The organism is Bradyrhizobium sp. P5_C12, from assembly GCF_054049735.1.
The window spans coordinates 123,882-140,800 of sequence record NZ_JBFULU010000004.1 but is presented as its reverse complement, the minus strand read 5'-3'; the positions used below and the strand labels follow the sequence as shown (position 1 = coordinate 140,800).

The following is a 16,919-nucleotide window of genomic DNA, read 5'->3' as shown; positions in this document are numbered from 1 at the left end:
CCCGCGATCCCTTCTGTGTTGTGCAGGAGGGGAATTGCAGCGTCCATGCCGCGGGGGCGTTTTAGCTGCCCGAGCAGGGGTCTTTGCGTCGTTAACGTTAAATTAACTATGCGCTTGGCGCGCGCCGCGCCGCTGCTATGGTGATCGCAGTCGCAAGCCTCGCCGCTTTCATCCAGGTTCTCGGCGGGGTCTGTACACAGGCGTCAAACAGTTTGGTCACCGGCGGCGGGGAGGGGTGGGGATACTCCTTATTCCTCTGCTGCCGGAAGGCCGACACGGACAGGCAGGGCTTTCCCAGGGCCCTGCCTTTTCCTTTTCTCAGGCACACTCTCTCGTGCCCCGGACGCGGCGCAGCACTTCTTCAGTGATGCACCGCTGAGCCGGGATCCAGCGCCTCGCTCGGTTCGAGACGAGCCCATCATTCACGATTTCCGTTTGTGCACTTGCACCGGGTGGGTAAAGGCGACTATCTCCAAGCCTGTCGCTCCGATCGCGCCTGAAGGCGAAGCCCCTTGGATTCCCCACCAAACTCTCCGCCGGACCAGCCGGCCGTCATCGAGGAAGCTCCGCGCGAGCCGATTCTGACGCTGCCGGCGGCGCTGACCGCCTATATCGTCCTCCTGGCGGTGATCCATCTGCGGGTGCTGCTGCCGCCGGACATCGAGAACTGGACCATCGATGTCTTCGGTTTCATCCCGAAGCGCTACGATTCCTCGCTGCTCAATCTGGAGATCCCCGGCGGGACCGGCGCCAAGGTCTGGACCTTCGTCACCTATTCGCTGCTGCACGCCAATCTCACCCATCTCGGCTTCAACGTGCTGTGGCTGTTGCCGTTCGGCAGCGCGCTGGCGCGGCGCTTCGGCACGGTGCGGTTCTTCCTCTTTCTCGCGGTGACGGCCGCGGCCGGCGCGCTCGCCCATCTGCTCACCCATGAGCACGCGGTGGCGCCGATGATCGGCGCCTCGGCGTCGGTGTCGGGATCGATGGCGGCGGCAATCCGCTTCGCCTTCGTGCGCGGCAGCTTCCTGTCGTTCAGCCGTTCGGACGCCGATACCGCCGCGAAGGTTCCGGCGCTGCCGCTGTCGCGGGCGCTGCGCGACGGGCGGGTGGTGGGCTTCCTTGCGGTGTGGTTCGGCGTCAACATCATCTTCGGCATCGGCGCTTTCGGGATCGAGACCGAAGGCGCGAGCGTGGCCTGGCAGGCGCATATCGGCGGCTTCTTCGCCGGTCTGTTGCTGTTCGCGCTGTTCGATCCCGTGCCGCGCGTGCGAAGCGATGCTGCGGATGCGTCATCACAGGACATTTCAAACCGTATTTGAAGCCGCGCTTGCGGCGCGGCCCGATTTCATTCATCATTCCCGTGAAGAATGCTCGAAGCGACAAGCCGCTAGCGGCGATGCTTCGACAAGCGCCTGAAGCGTGAAACCGGCGCCATAACTGTTAGTTGAAGACCCGAAGAACAAGCCCGGACCGCGAACAGCGGACGGGTCCGATTCAGGGAGGCAACAATGACGGTACGTTCCATTCTCAACACCAAGGGCCACCAGATCATGAGCGTCGAGCCCGACGCCAAGCTGGCCGCCGCGGTCAAGCTGCTCGGTGAGAAGAAGATCGGCGCGGTGCTGGTGATGAACCAGAACCGGCTCGAAGGCATCCTGTCGGAGCGCGACATCGTGCGCGTGATCGGCGAGCGCGGCGCCGGCGCGCTGGAGGAGCCCGTGAGTCAGGTCATGACCCGCAAGGTCGTGACCTGCAAGGAGACCGACACGGTCGCCGAGCTCATGGAGACGATGACGACCGGCAAGTTCCGCCATCTGCCGGTGACCGACAACGGCAAGGTGGTCGGCCTCATCTCGATCGGCGACATCGTCAAGCGCCGCGTCCAGGAATACGAATCCGAGCAGGAAGCCCTGCGCGATTACATCAAGACGGCCTGATCGGTCTCACTCGTTCGCTTTCGGCGCGGCGCCCTCGGGCGCCGGCGCCAGCACGTGGATGGCCTCCTGGATCGAGTCCAGTGCGCGCTCGGCGGCGCGGGTGCCGAACGCGATGAGGTCGTCGGCGCGGTGGAAGTCGAACCAGCCGAACTGGCCGACCCGCGGCGTGATCAGCAGGTCCGGCGGATCGCCGGCGAGGCGGGCGCGGGTGATGCGGTCCTGCATGATGTTGAAGGCGTCCACCATCACCGAGGAGATGCCGGGCCGGCCGTTGCCGCCGAAGAACTCGCGCTTCATGGTCTTCTCCGCCGAGAACAAGCGCGGAAAGCGCCGTTTTGCCGTCGTCTCCTGGGCCACAGGAGCGGCTGTTTCGGGCACCGCGCCGTGCGAATAGACCGTCGTGGAATAGGTGAAGATGTCGCTGGAAAGATTTGCGGCGATGACGATTTCGGCGCCGAGCGCGCGGGCGGCCGAGACCGGCACCGGGTTCACCAGCGCGCCGTCCACCAGCCAGCGGTCGCCGACCAAAACGGGTGAAAAGATGCCGGGCAGCGCATAGGAGGCGCGCATCGCGTCGACCACGCGGCCGCGCGTCAGCCAGATCTCGTGGCCGGTGCGGACCTCGGTTGCGACGGCGGCGAATTTCAGCGGAAGGTCCTCGATCAGGGTCTGGCCGATCGCATGCTCGAGCCGTGTCGCGAGCTTCTCACCGCCGATCAGGCCGGAGCCGTTGAGGCGGATGTCGAGATAGCTGAGGATGTTGCGCACCCCTTGCAGGCTGCGGCCCCAGTCTTCCAGCGTGTCGAGCTGGCCGGCCGCATAGGCGCCGCCGACCACGGCGCCGATCGAGGTGCCGACCACGACATCGGGCACGATGCCGTTGGCGAGCAGGGTCTTCAGGATTCCGATATGGGCAAAGCCGCGCGCGGCACCGCCGCCGAGTGCCAGGCCAATGACCGGCCGGCGGATGCTGCCGAGGCCGACCTTCTCGCCATTGGAGCCGTTTGCGCCCCGACCCTTCAACATGTCCAGCACCGAAACTCTCCTCCGCCGGGCCACCCCCAACCATGAGACTAGGCACCGGACTTGCACTCCGCCAGAACCAGGGCGAAGCATGGTTTATGCCGCTTTGGAGAGGGCACGGGGCAGGAGTATGGCGAGGATGGTTGCCTCAGGACTAATCACGCAGGCGTCAACCAGGTTCCCCATGACCGCATTTCCCGGGGTTCTTGAGGCTTGAATTTGCCGCGTTTTCGGTGAAAAGCAGACGCCATGACTCTCGGGGGTGACGGCATCATCGGATGGCGGCGCAGCGCATCGCTGCTGCCGGCGCTGATGCTTGCGGCGGGCCTCCTTACCATTGGCCAATTTACCCTCGGCCAAGGCGCTGCGCAGGCGCAGCTTTTCTCCGATCGTCCGCCGCCGGTGCCGCCGGCCTCGGTGCCCGACCCCGGCGGCGCCGTCAGCCTGGCGCCGCCCTCCGGGCCGGGCGCGGCCCCCCCAAATCTGTCGCCAAGCCTGCCGGCGACCCTGATGCAGCCGGTGACGCCCAGCATGCCGCCGCCCGCGGTCACGACGGTGCCGTCGGCCCCGCCGCTCAATGCGGCCGCGCCCGGACAGGGCGTGCTGTCGCTGACCGCGAAATACGGCAAGGACTCAGCCCCGATCACCAGCGGCTTGGTCTGGCGGGTGTTTGCCGATCGTCCCGACGAGAACGGCACCTTCAAGCTGATCCGCGAGGACCGCAACGCCACGCCCAACATCGTGCTGCCGCCCGGCAATTACGTCGTGCATGTCGCCTTCGGCCTCGTCAGCGCGGTGCGGACCGTCAGCCTCAAGGCCGAGACCGACCGCGAGGCCTTCGTGCTGCCGGCGGGCGGATTGCGCATCGAGGGCCGCGTCGGCACCAGCCGCATTCCGCTGAACCAGATCTCGTTCGCGATCTACAAGGGCAGCCAGTTCGAGGCCGGCGAGCGCGCCTCGCTGGTGCCGAACGTCGCGGCCGGCGATGTCGTGCTGCTGCCGGAGGGCACCTATTACATCATCTCCAACTATGGCGACGCCAACTCGGTGGTGCGCTCCGACATCCGCGTCCAGGCCGGCAAGCTCACCGACGTCACCATCACCCACCGCGCCGCCGTCATCACGCTGAAACTCGTCAGCGACAGGGGCGGCGAGGCGCTCGCCAACACCGCATGGTCGGTGCTGACGCCCGGCGGCGACGTCATCAAGGAATCAATCGGTGCGTTCCCGCGCGTCGTGCTCTCTGAAGGCGAATACCGCGCCATCGCCAAGAACGAGGGCAAGGTCTATGAGCGCGGCTTCAACGTCGTCAACGGCGTCGACGGCGAAGTCGAAGTCGTCGCGCGGTGAGACTTCGCCTCTCCCCGCGAAGAGCGGGGCGAGGGAGCGCACCTTCGCCGCGGTGAGCTCGATCGGCCCAACCCTCACTTCCGATAGCGCAGCGCCTCGACCAGCACCGCGAAGGCCGGCGTCGGCTGCCGTCGGCTCGGATAATAGAGGTGATAGCCCGCAAACGGCGCGCACCAGTCGGCGAGCACGCGGATCAGCCGGCCGTCGGCGATCTCCGACTTGACGAGGTCCTCGGGCAAGTAGGCAAGGCCGAGGCCCGCCAGCACGGCATTCATCCGCAACAGGCCGGTGTTGAACACCAGCTGGCCGTCGACGCGCACCTTCACGGCGCGGCCGCGCTTCTCGAACTCCCAGGCATAGATCCCGCCATAGGTCGGCAGGCGAAGATTGATGCAATTGTGCTCGGTGAGATCCTGCGGCCGCTTCGGCTTGCCCCGTGCGGCGAAATAGGCGGGAGCGCCGACCACGGCCATGCGCATCTCCGGCCCGATCCGCACCGCGATCATGTCCTTGGCGACCTGCTCGCCGAGCCGCACGCCCGCATCGTAGCGTTCGGCGACTATGTCGGTCAGGCCGTAGTCGACGACGAGCTCGACCTTGATGTCGGGATAGCGCGGCAGGAGCTTTGCGAGCGCCGGCCACAGGATGGTCTGTGCCGAATGTTCGCCGGTGGTGATGCGGACGGTGCCGGCCGGCGTCTCGCGCAGCGCGGTCAGCGCCGACAGTTCGGCGTCGATCTCCTCGAAGCGCGGCCCGATATTGCGCAGCAGGCGCTCGCCGGCCTCGGTCGGCGCGACGCTGCGGGTGGTGCGGGTGAGGAGCCGCAGGCCGAGCCGTTCTTCGAGCGCGCGCACCGTGTGGCTGAGTGCCGACTGCGATACGCCGAGCTGGGCCGCGGCGCGGGTAAAACTGCGCTCGCGCGCGACCGCGAGAAAGGTGAGGAGGTCGTTGATATTGGCTCGGGCCATTCATGAGTCCGGATCATGAGTACATGCCGATTTTATCACCTAATCGCTGACCCACATGCGACCTAAATTCGCAGTCGCACAAAAAAGGAGAGCTGCGATGCAGACACGCACATTGGGCAAGAGCGGTCTCGAGGTCTCGGCCCTCGGCCTCGGCTGCATGGGATTGAGCTACGGCTATGGCCCCGCGACGGAGACCTCGCAGGCGATTTCGCTTGTCAGGACCGCCTTCGCGCGCGGCGTGACCTTCTTCGACACCGCCGAGGCCTACGGTCCGTTCGCCAATGAGGAGCTGTTGGGCGAGGCGCTGGCGCCATTTCGCGACAAGGTCGTGATCGCGACCAAGTTCGGCTTCAAGGGCGGCAAGGTCGAGGCCGGCCTCGACAGCCGGCCCGCCAACATAAAGGCGGTCGCCGACGCCGCGCTGAAGCGGCTGAAGACCGACCGCATCGATCTGTTCTACCAGCACCGCGTCGATCCGGAGGTGCCGGTCGAGGACGTTGCGGGCGCGGTGAAGGATTTGATCCGCGACGGCAAGGTCCTGCATTTCGGCATGTCGGAGGCCGGCGCGCAGTCGATCCGTCGCGCCCACGCGGTGCAGCCGGTGGCCGCGCTGCAAAGCGAGTATTCGCTGTGGTGGCGCGAGCCGGAGCAGGAGATCCTGCCGACGTTGGAAGAACTCGGCATCGGCTTCGTTCCCTTCAGCCCGCTCGGCAAGGGCTTTCTGACCGGCGCGATCACCGAGAGCACGACGTTCGACGCGAGCGATTTCCGGAACATCGTACCGCGCTTCTCATCCAGCGCACGAAAGGCCAACCAGACTCTGGTCGAACTGCTCGGCGATATCGCTGCGGCGAAGAAGGTGACGCCGGCGCAGATCGCTCTGGCCTGGCTGCTCGCCCGGAAGCCCTGGATCGTGCCGATTCCCGGCACCACCAAGCTGCACCGGCTCGAGGAGAATGTTGGCGCCGCCGCGGTGGCATTGTCGGAAGCTGATCTCGCTGCCATCGCCGAGGTGCTGGCCAAGGTCGCGGTGCAAGGCGATCGCTATCCCGCGCATCTGCAGGCGCGAGTCGGCCGCTGAGCCCTCGGTCGACGTCCGGTGAGCATTCGCTTACCGGACGTCCTGATCTTGTGTTCTGATTTGAATACGCTTGCGAGCGCTACCAAACCGCGTTCGCGCCACAAGGCCTGGGGAAACACCGGACCGTTAGCGTAATTCCGATAATCAATTTTATTCTCTTTCCGTCCTGCTGCGTTATATGTCGGGCATCCGTCCAAGGGGGCCGGAGCGCAGACCATCGATGCCTGCGTCACCGGCAATGAGCAGGGGGCCCAGCCCGTCGGTATGTTCGAAGTGGTCCTAACGAGACGCAAGCGGTTTGGCTGGCGATGGCAGGTGTGCGACCAGTCCGGCAAGATATTTGCGGACGGGTTCGAGCGCACGCGCCCGTCCGCCAAATATCAGGGCGAGCGCGCGCTGTTCTTCCTGCTGTCGCAAGCCTATCTGAACAACCGGTCCGCGGCCTCCAGCGAGGACTAGCGGGGCGCCCGCGCCTCGACCACGTTGAGCCAGTAGCCCGGATGGAGCGCAGCGCAATCCGGGGCCGCTGTGTCCGCGGGCGAGTACCCCGGATTACGCTTCGCTCCATCCGGGCTACGAGACCTTGCGTTGCCCGACGGGCAAAACACCCAAACACTCGGTCAACCCAGGTCGTCAAAAATATTCCACTTTACCGAAATTCGGAATTGGCGGATAGTGCGCGCACTCCGGCCCGAGGAAGAGGGGCGTATCGCGATCGTCACGACACGCGGGCCGGGCGGCGGTGGACGCAAGCCACATCGGCGCGAAGGCGGTCGCAGGGCGGAGAGCCGTGAGCGACCCGCGTCGCGCACACGACCGGTGTAACTTGCGTACGGCCAAATCGTGTGGTCCTGGCGCCCGGGGTCTGTGCGCCAAGTCCTGTGGTGATGTGCGCTGCCCGACCGGGCACACGCATCAGCCATCCGCAGGGCGACGGGGGCAATAGTGCATCGCTCCCCGGGGAGAGCGCGACATAAGYCGTTCCAACCACTGCGCAGGGAAAGGCCGGGATGTCTCCGGTTGCCCTGTTTCCMGCTGTGCATTGTAGCGCAAATCTACCTTGCGCATAGCGGATCAATAGGAGCCAGCCGGCTCCCGGTCTTCCCTGCGCCCTCTTTCATTTGCGAGGGTGACGCGACGACGCAAAGCTCGGGCGAAGCACGCCGCGAGGATGAACAGCTATGTCTATCGATGAACAACGGTCTCGTGCCCCGGACGCAGCGCAGCGTCTTTTCGACGGTGCGCTGCAGAGCCGGGGCCCACGCGTCGGCGGTTTGCGTGGCCTTCTGGGTCCCGGCTCTGCGCAGCAGCGTAAGAACGCTGCAGCGCGTCCGGGACACGAGAGGGACGCGTGTTGTCTCCCACACTCCGTCATTGCGAGCGGAGCGAAGCAATCCAGAATCTTTCCGCGGAGGGACTCTGGATTGCTTCGCTCCGCTCGCAATGACGGTGTTGATGCAGTAGCGCCAACTATCTCCCCATCGTCGTCCCGGCCTAGTGCGCAATTGCGCACGGGGGGCCGGGACCCATAACCCCAGGGTGTAGTTTGGCGAAGATTGTTCGTTCGGTACTTCTGCCAACCGCGATCGATAGAATCCGAGGTATGGGTCCCGGCCTTCGCCGGGACGACACTGTGTGCTAAACCGGCTTGCCCGTATACGGCATCGATGCCGTGAGCCCGCCGTCCACTGGGAACGCCTGGCCGTTGACATACGACGCCTCGTCGCTGGCCAGGAACAATCCCATCGCGGCGAGTTCGTGCGGCTGGCCGGGGCGCTTGAGCGGATTGAGCTGGCCGATCTTGTCGGCGGTGCCGCGCTCCTTGGCGCGGTCGAAGATCGGCTTGGTCATGCCGGTTTCGATCAGGCCGGGGCAGACCGCGTTGATGCGCACGCCGGTGCCGGTGAGCGAATAGGCGGTGGTCTGCACCAGGGAGATCACGCCGGCCTTGCTCGCGGCATAGGGATGCCCGCTGGCGCCGGCCTTGAGGCCTGCGACGGATGCGGTCAGCACGATCGCGCCGGACTGCTGCTTCACCATGTGCGGCATCGCATGTTTCACCGCGAGGAACGGTCCGATCAGATTGACGCGCAGCACCTCCTGCCAGTGCTCCACGGTCTGCTCGCCGAGCGGGACGAGCCCGCCGGAGACCCCGGCATTGGCCCAGATCACGTCGAGCCGGCCGTGCGTCTTCACCGCCTTGTCGATCACGGCGATGACGTCCGTCTCGGAACCTGCATCCGCCAGCATCGCTTCGGCGATGCCGCCGGCCTTCCTCACCTCCTCGACGGTTTCCTTCACTGCCTCGGTCCGATCGACCGCGATCAGCTTTGCGCCTTCCCGGGTGAACAGCAGCGCAGCCGCGCGGCCGATGCCGCTGCCGGCGCCGGTGATGATGACGGATTTGCCTTGCAGGCGGCCCATGCGTTTCTCCCTTGTGGTGCTCCACGCGACGCTTGCCGCGCGACGGAATTTCAAACAAGATTTCAAACAGTAAAGTGTCTTGAGACACGTTCGCCACTGACGTACAGCGACATGACATGGGATGGAAGGGTTTCGATGGCAGCCGCAGACAAGCCGAATGTGGTCACGACACGGTGGTGGTGGGTCCGTCACGCGCCGGTGCGCAATGACGGCGGCAACATCTACGGGCAGAGCGATCTACCCTGCGACACCAGCGATACCTACGTTTTCAACGCTGTTGCCAAGGTGCTGCCACGCAAGGCGGTCTGGTATTCGAGCAATCTGATGCGCACGCATCAGACGGCCGAAGCGATCTGGGCGGCCGGCTTCCCCCGGCCTGCGTCGATGAAGTGGGAGCCGGACCTCGCCGAGCAGAATCTCGGCCGCTGGCAGGGCATGAACCGCGCCCAGTTCATTGCCAGCCGCCCCGTGGGCACGAGCTGGTTCGCCGACATCAACGAGCCCGCGCCCGGCGGCGAAAGTTTCATGGACCTCTACAACCGCACCCGCCGCACCATCGAGCGGATCAACAATGAGGCGGCCGGGCAGGACGTGATCGCGGTCGCGCATGGCGGCACCATCAAGGCGGCGATCGGTCTCGCGCTCGACGGCCAGCCGGAGCGGGGGCTCGCGTTCGATATCGACAATGTGTCGGTGACGCGGCTCGATCATTTTGCAAGTCCCGAGCGCACGGTCTGGCGATTGCCAATGGTCAACCAGCAGCCATGGATCGCGGATGACGCGCACGCCGCGATGCACCAACTGGCGGGTCCGGAAGTCAAGAAGCTCGCCTGAGCAATTGTCGGGTCGCGCGGACGCGGCGTAAGCTTCGGGCCAATTCAAATCACAATCTGGGAGAGAAACATGACCTTGTTCGACATGAAGGGGAAAGTCGCCGTCATCACCGGCTCGACGCGCGGCATCGGCCTCGCAATCGCCGAGCGCATGGCCGAGCACGGCGCCAAGGTCGTGATCTCCTCGCGCAAGGCCGACGTCTGCGACCAGGTCGCGAAGGGCATCAATGACAGGTTCGGCAAGGGCACGGCGGTAGCGATCGCCGCCAACATCTCGTCGAAGGAGAATCTGCAAAACCTCATCGACGAGAGCAATCGCGCCTTCGGCAAGATCGACGTGCTGGTCTGCAACGCCGCCTCGAACCCGTATTACGGTCCGCTCGCCGGCATCTCCGACGATCAGTTCCGCAAGATTCTCGACAACAACATCGTCGCCAACAATTGGCTGATCTCGATGGTGGTGCCGCAGATGATCGAGCGCAAGGACGGCTCGATCATCATCGTGTCCTCGATCGGAGGCCTCAAGGGCTCGACCATCCTCGGTGCCTACGCCATTTCCAAGGCCGCCGACATGCAGCTCGCGCGCAACCTCGCCTGCGAATACGGCAAGGACAACATCCGCGTGAACTGCATCGCGCCCGGCCTGATCAAGACCGATTTTGCGAAAGCGCTGTGGGACAATCCGGAGAATTTGAAAGCCTCGACCTCGCGCTCACCGCTCTTGCGCATCGGCATCCCCGACGAGATCGCGGGCGCGGCCGTGTTCCTGGGCTCGAAGGCCGGCGACTTCATGACCGGCCAGACCATGGTGATCGACGGCGGCGCGACGATCAGCTGACGCGATAGAGCGTCATCCCGGGGCGCGCTTAGCGCGAACCCGGGATCTCGAGATTCTCAGGTGCGCAATTGCGCACCATAGTTCGGTCCTGCGGACCGCCCCGGAATGACCCTGCGGGTCAATCCACGGCCGCGTAAACCAGATCCCGCACCAGCGTCCGCGTAAAATCGCGCTGGCCCGGGCCCTGGCTCATGAACACCGCGAACAGATCCTCCTTCGGGTCGATCCAGAAGAACGTCCCCGCAATGCCGCTCCAGAAATACTGGCCGACGCTGCCGGGGAAGGGCGCGATGCCGGCTTGCGTGCGCACCGCGAAGCCGAGGCCGAAGCCGTGGCCGGGCGAGAGCAGGGTGCCGTTGGTCACGACGCCGGGCCCGAGGTGATCGGAGGCCATCAGCTCCAGCGTCTTGCGGCCGATGATCCTGGCGCCGTCGAGCGTGCCGCCATTGCGCAGCATCAGCGCGAAGCGGGCATAGTCCATCGTGGTCGAGACCAGCCCGCCACCGCCGGACTCCATCACCGGCTGCTCCAGCATGTTGAAGAGGCCGACCTTGTCGCCGGTCCAGGGATCGGCCGCAAAGGGCTCGGCGAGCCGGCCGGCATTGGCCTCAGCGGTCGAAAAGCCGGTCTCGGCCATCTGGAGCGGGGCAAGGATGCGCTCAGTGAGGTACGCGCCGAGCGACTTGCCGCTGACGATTTCGATGATGCGGCCGAGGATGTCGGTGGAGCGGCTGTAATTGAACTCGTCGCCGGGGTGGCAGACCAGCGGGAAGCTCGCCACCAGGGCCGCGTGCTCGGCATTGGTGATCTTGCGGCTGCGCACCCGGGAGTCCTGGTAGATCTTGTGCACCGGGCCGTCGCCCTGGTGCTCATAGGTCAGACCAGAGGTGTGGCGGAGCAGGTCCTGCACCGTCATCGGCCGTTTGGGTGGCACCAGGTCCAGCTTGCCGCCGCTGACGACGCCGACCTTCTGGCCGGCGAACTCCGGAATGAATTTCGCGACCGCGTCGCTGAGCAGCAGGTAACCGTCCTCGACCAGGGCCATGATGCCGACCGACACGATCGGCTTGGTCATTGAGAAGATCCGGAAGATCGAATCATGGGCCATCGGCGCGGACCCGGTCGGGCTCTGCCGGCCCAGCGCCTCGAACCAGCCGACCTGGCCGCGCCGCGCCACCAGCACGGTTACTCCGGGGATGGTGCACTTGTCGATCTCGCGCTGAAAGGCGTCCGACATCGCCTGGAGGCGGGGCCGCGACAGGCCCAGCGTTTCCGGCTTGGCCTCGGGCAAAGGCGGGGTTTTTGGCGCGGCGGCGCGCGGGGCGGCTGTGGCGGACGCTTGGGCAGTCATGGGCACTCCCGGTTGCTCTTGATTATCGGGAGCGGACTGTGGCCCAGAAGCCGCGGCACAAACAAGCGAAGCCAGCGCGCTTCACCCTTGCAATCCGGCCGCCCCCTGTGCTTGAAAGCGGCCCTGATCCGCGGCGACGCGGGTCCGTAGGAGTGTAGCTCAATTGGTAGAGCACCGGTCTCCAAAACCGGGGGTCGCAGGTTCGAGCCCTGCCACTCCTGCCAGCTAAATCAACCACTTAGATCAGGTTCTGGCGGGACGGGGACGATACGTCCCCTCATCTTGAGCCGTTTTGGCCGGCCGCCGCGATGATAACCCCCAAGCCGAGGTCTAGTGCGCGGAGGTCCGCCTGGCGTCGGCGGGAACCTGGCTGAGATCGACGTCCCGGATAGGGACGCGACGGAGCAGCGAGACGATGGTCCCGCCGAGCTCGAAATAGGTCCGCAGCCGCAGTGCACGGGAAGAGCCCTTCAGCTCCGCGTTCAGGCTCACCGGGACCTGCACGTGGGTGAGGCCGAGCTGCAGCAGCGAGATGAGGGCGCAGATCTGATAGCCGTAGCCGTCGGCCTTGACCGCGATCTGGCGCAGCCATTTCACGGGGTAGACGATCATGCTGTGGTAGTCGGACAGCCAGAATCCGAACAGGCAGTTCAGGATGAGCCGCAGCGAATGCGACTGGATCGAGCGGTTGACGGAGCGGTCCGACTGGTTGTCGCGGTAGGTGATGACGATGTCGGCGGCACCCGCCGCCTTGAACATCCTGGCAACGCCCTCGTTCTGAAAGGCGTGATCGCCGGGAATGAGGGTGATGGCATCGAACTTCGCGCGCGACAGGGCGTATTCGAAGCCCGCGCCGACACCCCGCCGCTCGGCGTTATGATGCACGACGATCCGCGGCTCCGCGGCAGCGAACTCGTCCATGATCGCGCCGGTGGCGTCGGTGCTGCCGTCGTCGATCAGGAAAATCTCGAAATCGTCGAGCAGCTCGCGTGCAAGCGGCAGCACGCCGCCGATGGTATCGGCGATCTTGTCCTGCTCGTTCAGCGCCGGAATGACGATCGTAAGCCGTTTAGCTGCCCTGGAAGGTGTCATCGGATACTGCCCCGTTGCCGGCCACTCTTTACTGGTGGATCCCCTGCCGCAACCCTAGGTCATCCGAGCCGGGCGAACAATACGGAACGCCCAGGTCTGGCCTGCGGAACCGGCACGGAACCAGCGATGTGTGTGTTTCGCGCAACTAGTCTGAGAAATCATAGAGACTCGTGTCGCCGATCCCGAAGGCGCGGCGCAACCGCCCGATGCGGTCTGCCAGATCCCGGCCTGCCGCCGTCGGGGCGAAGCGCGCGTCGACCTGTTCGACCAGGCCGCCGTCGACCAGATTCCCGGTTCGCCCCTGGAACAGGTCAGGAACCTGCCGTTCGATAATCTCCGACAGCGGAGCCCTCCGGTCGGGCCGGTCGAGGAGGCCCAGCAGGATGTCCAGCGAAACCGATTTGTAGACTGCGCCAAAAGCGAAAACGTAGGCCATGACGCAAAATCCGAAAATCGACCCGGCGTCCCAGTACTGGAATTGCGGGACGACGAGAATGCCGAGCATCACGCCGAGACCATGCGAGACGATTGCGGCGATCGCGAGCAGAACCACGGGGCCGACCGGCCATGCGAGAGCACGGGACATGAGCTGCAGGGCAGGCGCCAGCAGGGCGAACACAACGACGGCGAAGAGTCCGACGGCAAAGGACATCGTGGCCGCTCACCCAAGTCCCGTCGACAGACGAACCAGTTTGACGAGACGCGCGATCGCCAACCCCTTGGCTGTTGCGACCAGCCGGCCGTCTGCCGTCATCACCATCCCCGCGCCGACCAGGAGTTTCAGGCGATTGTGCGTGAAGGTGCCGAGATCTCCGCCCTGCATGTAGGCCGCGGCCCATTGCTCCAGGGTGAGGGGACGTCCGGCCTGGACGAGTGCCGTGAGCAACGTCAGCGTGAACCCCCAGGCCAGCAGGCTGAACAGGATGTAGCAAAGCATCATCGCCGTCGCCAACAGGAAGAGACCGCCAACCACGTCGTCGAGATGGCGTTGACCGGGAAGCGCGACACAGGCGATCGCGTACAGGGCGATGACGCTGACGCAGCCCAGCCGAAAGCGGCGGCCGGATCCGCCGGTCGCGGCGATGCGCGCGTAGCACAGCAACAGCAGTGGAAACGCGATGCTGAGGCAAATCGCAGCGGCTTGCGCTGGTCCCGGTAGCATGTTCATTGCGGAAAATCGCCCCGGACGCCTCTCAGGCCCAGCCCGAGCGAAAGTCTATAGGAGGTAGTATTTTTCCGGTCAAGGGAGCCCGCCGTCCCGCTCTTGCGGCGGTCACGCGGGCGTGCCAATTCTTGCCGGCGATGCCCTTCCTCTCCCGTCCGAGCATGTCCCCATTGCTGCGCGCGATAGCAATTCTCCTCGTGGTGTTGCTGGCGGCGCATGCGCCGATGCTCCTGAACGACGGCCTCTTCATGGACGACTGGCTGGTGCTCAAGCCGCGTCCGGACTACTTCATCGACATCGATTTCCTGCTGAACGGCGCCGGCCATCCGATCTTCTACAGTTACGACACGTTCGCGAACTGGACGGGCGCCCCCATCGCCGTGATGACATCGCTGGCGTTCGCCGGAATTCTCCTTGGCGCGATGTGTCTGGTGCTGACGGCAACGCGGCTCGGATTGCTCGACCGGGCCGAGGCGGTCGGCTTTGCGCTGATCGTCTGGACCTATCCCGGCTATCAGCTCTGGGCGGGTAAGGCGAACGCGGTCTACGTCTTCAGCTTCGGACTTCTGTTCGTCGGTGCGTGGCTGTTGACGCTCGCCTTCGGCGCCCGCGGCCTGCGGCGTGTGCTGCTTCGTGTGGCCGGCGCGCTCGTGTTCCTTGTGAGCTTCGCGCTCAACTCGACGATCGTGCTCTATGCCTTCGTGGTCCTCGGTCTTTTCGTTGCGATATGGCGGGGCGGGGACGCCGCGCACGGCTTCGTCCGTCGGACATGGCTCGCGGCCTGGCGCTGCGCGCTGCTCTATCCGGAATTGATGGTGTTGCCTCTGGTCTATTGGGGCACGCTCAATATCTGGTTCAAGCGGATCGGCGTGTACGCGCAGCACTATGACGCCCATTTCCCGACGCTCGGCGAATTGGCGAACGGATGGCAGGCATTTTTCGTCACCAGCTATAGGGACGTCCTGGCCCACGCATTCCGGGCGGCGATCGGAGGCCCGGCGCTGTTCATCGTGGCTGCGGTCCTCGTCGGCATCGTCATGCTGCTGTTGCGTCCTGACACGGAGCCCACCGCGTCCAGAAGGGCTACCGCGTTGCTGCTCGTGCTCGCCGTGGTTTTATTCCTCGCATTGTCGTCCCCCTATCTGATCGCCGGCCTGCGGCCTTCTTCGACGCATTTCTACGAGAGCCGTCATCTCCTGATGTTCGGCCTGCCGTCGGCGCTGACGCTTCTTGCATTCAAGCGGCTGGCCGAACGTTCGATCGGCCCCGGCGCCGCCTTTGCGCTCGTGTTCGGTTTGGGAACGACCTTGTCGATCGGCATGCTGTGGACCGACTACGTCTTCATGCAGGCGAGAACGCTGAAGCAGGAGGCTTTGTCGCGCGACCTCGCCAGCCGGGTCCAGCCTGCGGCGACGGTCTATGCGCTCGACGACGGCTTCTTCGATTACCCGTCACGGCATGTGCCGTTCGGCCTGGCCGAGGTCACCGGCATGCTCCGCCTTGCCTGGGGCAACCAGCCCTTCTTCGGATTTGCTCTGCGTGCCGAGCGGCCCAACATCCTCCAGGGAATGGCGGAGGCGCGGACGGCTCCGGGAAGTGCGTTCCATCATTTCGATCCGTCGGGGCCGCAGGCGACGATCTCGTTCCAGCCGGGTCCTGCGGCGGCGGCGAACCAGACGTTGGTGCGGAAGTACTACGCCTGCCGGCTGCTGGCGCGCTGCGATGTTGCAGAGTTTCTGGCTCAACTTGCGCAGGTCACCATCAAGCTGGGCCCGATCGCCGGTATCACGCCCCTCGACGCAAAGAAGGACGGCGCGCCCTAGCCGCCGGCCCGCGGCTTCCAGACCGCTTCTGCAAGCGCGATGTCGGTCAGCGAGTCCTCGCCGGAGGCGAGGGGCTTCCTGCGCTCGATGATGTCCGCGACGAAGGCGTCGGCCTGGCGCCGAAATGCCCAGCTCATCTCAGCTGTCACCCGCGTGCTTTGACCATCGCGGTCGAGAATGAGCTGCGCCTCTTGCTGGGCAAAGGGTGGAGGCAAATCCATGGTCACCGCGCCCCGCTCAAAAGCGATCGTCAGTCCCTCGCGCCAGGCCCCCTCGGACCCGTTCACGAGGTCCAGCGTGCAGGCGATGCCGTCGAAGTCGAGGGTTATGCGCGCGGCTCCCGAGGTCTCGACGGTGCTTTCGGCGACTGTCGGCGACGATCCGAGCACGTAGCGGGCCAGATTGATGATATGGCTGAAGACGTTCAGAAAATTGTCGTAGCCGGGCCGCATCGCGCTTGGCATCCAGTCGGGACCATCCTCCCAGAGCTCGAGCCCGTCCGGCCGGGCTTCGCCAGTCATGACGAAGGCGTCGCGCGATCCACCGGTGCTGCCGCCAAAACACCAGCCGCGCGCGCCGACGATACGTCCGAGCGACCGGTCGGCGCGAATGCGCGCAAGCTCGGCCAGGGCGCGCGCCACGCCGGCGTCGTGTCGCTTCATGTAGCCGATGCCGTAGACGAGGTCCTGCCGCCGCGCAGCCTCGACCAGCAACACCGCCTGCGCGGTTGTGTAGGCCATCGGCTTCTCCGACAGCACGTGCCGCCCGCTGTTCAATGCGTCGAGGACAATCGGCCCCGTCGCCCGACGCTTCGTCACCACGACAACGCCGGACACTTCGCTGTCCGCGAGCAGCTCCCGGTGCGTCCCATAGACGCGCGGGACGCCGAATTTGGCCGCCGCGGCGGCCGCCAGATCCGGCCGGAGATCGGCGATCGCAACGACGCGGCAGGCAGGATTGGCGGCGAAATTGGCGAGGTGGCACATCTGGCCGACCATGCCCGTTCCGATGATGCCAATGCCCGGCCTCACTGG

16 protein-coding genes and 1 tRNA gene are annotated in these 16,919 nt (G+C 65.4%); 9 read left to right on the top strand and 8 right to left on the bottom strand.

Annotation, left to right across the window (positions count from 1 at the left end; translation table 11 throughout):
* Window positions 1-512 precede the first annotated feature (512 nt).
* Window positions 513-1,319, top strand: coding sequence for a rhomboid family intramembrane serine protease (locus tag ACXJMY_RS05060; RefSeq protein ID WP_456618211.1), 807 nt, complete (start codon window positions 513-515; stop codon window positions 1,317-1,319).
* A gap of 189 nt (window positions 1,320-1,508) precedes the next feature.
* Entirely contained in the window at window positions 1,509-1,937 is a 429-nt protein-coding gene (locus ACXJMY_RS05055; RefSeq protein WP_456618210.1) for a CBS domain-containing protein, read from the top strand.
* 6 nt (window positions 1,938-1,943) lie between these two features.
* On the opposite strand, the gene ACXJMY_RS05050 is transcribed toward ACXJMY_RS05055, so the two are convergent.
* Window positions 1,944-2,972 (bottom strand): patatin-like phospholipase family protein, encoded by a 1,029-nt coding sequence (locus ACXJMY_RS05050; RefSeq protein ID WP_456618209.1) that lies wholly within the window; start codon window positions 2,970-2,972, stop codon window positions 1,944-1,946.
* Between the two features lie 237 nt (window positions 2,973-3,209).
* Here ACXJMY_RS05050 and ACXJMY_RS05045 point away from each other — a divergent pair, with 237 nt between their 5' ends.
* The gene (locus ACXJMY_RS05045) at window positions 3,210-4,310 is read left to right on the top strand and encodes a hypothetical protein (protein WP_456618208.1); all 1,101 of its coding nucleotides are present in this window, start codon (window positions 3,210-3,212) and stop codon (window positions 4,308-4,310) included.
* Window positions 4,311-4,384: 74 nt separating this feature from the next.
* Here the strand turns inward: ACXJMY_RS05045 and ACXJMY_RS05040 are convergent, their stop codons facing one another.
* Window positions 4,385-5,278 (bottom strand): LysR family transcriptional regulator, encoded by an 894-nt coding sequence (locus ACXJMY_RS05040; protein ID WP_456618207.1) that lies wholly within the window; start codon window positions 5,276-5,278, stop codon window positions 4,385-4,387.
* A gap of 97 nt (window positions 5,279-5,375) precedes the next feature.
* Here ACXJMY_RS05040 and ACXJMY_RS05035 point away from each other — a divergent pair, with 97 nt between their 5' ends.
* Window positions 5,376-6,359, top strand: a complete 984-nt coding sequence (locus ACXJMY_RS05035; protein ID WP_456618206.1) for an aldo/keto reductase — start codon at window positions 5,376-5,378, stop codon at window positions 6,357-6,359.
* Between the two features lie 315 nt (window positions 6,360-6,674).
* Window positions 6,675-6,818: a hypothetical protein gene (locus ACXJMY_RS05030; RefSeq protein ID WP_456618205.1), complete on the top strand. Its 144-nt coding sequence runs from the start codon at window positions 6,675-6,677 to the stop codon at window positions 6,816-6,818.
* 1,179 nt (window positions 6,819-7,997) lie between these two features.
* On the opposite strand, the gene ACXJMY_RS05025 is transcribed toward ACXJMY_RS05030, so the two are convergent.
* A complete protein-coding gene (locus ACXJMY_RS05025) occupies window positions 7,998-8,783 on the bottom strand; it encodes an SDR family NAD(P)-dependent oxidoreductase (protein WP_456618204.1) in 786 nt (261 codons plus the stop codon).
* A 135-nt stretch (window positions 8,784-8,918) separates the two neighbouring features.
* Here ACXJMY_RS05025 and ACXJMY_RS05020 point away from each other — a divergent pair, with 135 nt between their 5' ends.
* Window positions 8,919-9,617 (top strand): histidine phosphatase family protein, encoded by a 699-nt coding sequence (locus ACXJMY_RS05020; RefSeq protein WP_456618203.1) that lies wholly within the window; start codon window positions 8,919-8,921, stop codon window positions 9,615-9,617.
* Between the two features lie 69 nt (window positions 9,618-9,686).
* Window positions 9,687-10,454, top strand: coding sequence for an SDR family NAD(P)-dependent oxidoreductase (locus tag ACXJMY_RS05015; protein ID WP_456618202.1), 768 nt, complete (start codon window positions 9,687-9,689; stop codon window positions 10,452-10,454).
* Window positions 10,455-10,572: 118 nt separating this feature from the next.
* Here ACXJMY_RS05015 and ACXJMY_RS05010 read toward each other — a convergent pair whose 3' ends face one another.
* Window positions 10,573-11,805: a serine hydrolase domain-containing protein gene (locus tag ACXJMY_RS05010; protein WP_456618201.1), complete on the bottom strand. Its 1,233-nt coding sequence runs from the start codon at window positions 11,803-11,805 to the stop codon at window positions 10,573-10,575.
* Window positions 11,806-11,953: 148 nt separating this feature from the next.
* On the opposite strand from ACXJMY_RS05010, the gene ACXJMY_RS05005 reads away from it, so the two are divergent.
* Window positions 11,954-12,029, top strand: a tRNA-Trp gene (locus ACXJMY_RS05005).
* Between the two features lie 106 nt (window positions 12,030-12,135).
* Here the strand turns inward: ACXJMY_RS05005 and ACXJMY_RS05000 are convergent.
* The 3 genes from ACXJMY_RS05000 to ACXJMY_RS04990 form a co-directional block, all read right to left on the bottom strand.
* Window positions 12,136-12,897: a glycosyltransferase family 2 protein gene (locus ACXJMY_RS05000; protein WP_456618200.1), complete on the bottom strand. Its 762-nt coding sequence runs from the start codon at window positions 12,895-12,897 to the stop codon at window positions 12,136-12,138.
* A 145-nt stretch (window positions 12,898-13,042) separates the two neighbouring features.
* On the bottom strand, window positions 13,043-13,549 hold the full coding sequence (locus ACXJMY_RS04995) for a hypothetical protein (protein WP_456618199.1): 507 nt from the start codon (window positions 13,547-13,549) through the stop codon (window positions 13,043-13,045).
* 9 nt (window positions 13,550-13,558) lie between these two features.
* Entirely contained in the window at window positions 13,559-14,065 is a 507-nt protein-coding gene (locus ACXJMY_RS04990; RefSeq protein ID WP_456618198.1) for a hypothetical protein, read from the bottom strand.
* A gap of 158 nt (window positions 14,066-14,223) precedes the next feature.
* Between ACXJMY_RS04990 and ACXJMY_RS04985 the strand changes: the two genes are divergently transcribed.
* Window positions 14,224-15,885 (top strand): hypothetical protein, encoded by a 1,662-nt coding sequence (locus tag ACXJMY_RS04985; RefSeq protein ID WP_456618197.1) that lies wholly within the window; start codon window positions 14,224-14,226, stop codon window positions 15,883-15,885.
* Here the strand turns inward: ACXJMY_RS04985 and ACXJMY_RS04980 are convergent.
* Entirely contained in the window at window positions 15,882-16,916 is a 1,035-nt protein-coding gene (locus ACXJMY_RS04980; protein WP_456618196.1) for a Gfo/Idh/MocA family protein, read from the bottom strand. The genes ACXJMY_RS04985 and ACXJMY_RS04980 overlap by 4 nt on opposite strands.
* Window positions 16,917-16,919: the final 3 nt, after the last annotated feature.

What these genes read in the sequence shown, in the direction of transcription:
- ACXJMY_RS05035 (WP_456618206.1), top strand. Translation starts at nt 5,376, where the DNA reads ATGCAGACACGCACATTGGGCAAGAGCGGTCTCGAGGTCTCGGCCCTC.
- ACXJMY_RS05045 (WP_456618208.1), top strand. Translation starts at nt 3,210, where the DNA reads ATGACTCTCGGGGGTGACGGCATCATCGGATGGCGGCGCAGCGCATCG.
- ACXJMY_RS04995 (WP_456618199.1), bottom strand. Translation starts at nt 13,549, where the DNA reads ATGTCCTTTGCCGTCGGACTCTTCGCCGTCGTTGTGTTCGCCCTGCTG.
- ACXJMY_RS05040 (WP_456618207.1), bottom strand. Translation starts at nt 5,278, where the DNA reads ATGGCCCGAGCCAATATCAACGACCTCCTCACCTTTCTCGCGGTCGCG.
- ACXJMY_RS05000 (WP_456618200.1), bottom strand. Translation starts at nt 12,897, where the DNA reads ATGACACCTTCCAGGGCAGCTAAACGGCTTACGATCGTCATTCCGGCG.
- ACXJMY_RS05055 (WP_456618210.1), top strand. Translation starts at nt 1,509, where the DNA reads ATGACGGTACGTTCCATTCTCAACACCAAGGGCCACCAGATCATGAGC.
- ACXJMY_RS05015 (WP_456618202.1), top strand. Translation starts at nt 9,687, where the DNA reads ATGACCTTGTTCGACATGAAGGGGAAAGTCGCCGTCATCACCGGCTCG.
- ACXJMY_RS05010 (WP_456618201.1), bottom strand. Translation starts at nt 11,805, where the DNA reads ATGACTGCCCAAGCGTCCGCCACAGCCGCCCCGCGCGCCGCCGCGCCA.
- ACXJMY_RS04990 (WP_456618198.1), bottom strand. Translation starts at nt 14,065, where the DNA reads ATGAACATGCTACCGGGACCAGCGCAAGCCGCTGCGATTTGCCTCAGC.
- ACXJMY_RS05020 (WP_456618203.1), top strand. Translation starts at nt 8,919, where the DNA reads ATGGCAGCCGCAGACAAGCCGAATGTGGTCACGACACGGTGGTGGTGG.
- ACXJMY_RS05025 (WP_456618204.1), bottom strand. Translation starts at nt 8,783, where the DNA reads ATGGGCCGCCTGCAAGGCAAATCCGTCATCATCACCGGCGCCGGCAGC.
- ACXJMY_RS04985 (WP_456618197.1), top strand. Translation starts at nt 14,224, where the DNA reads ATGTCCCCATTGCTGCGCGCGATAGCAATTCTCCTCGTGGTGTTGCTG.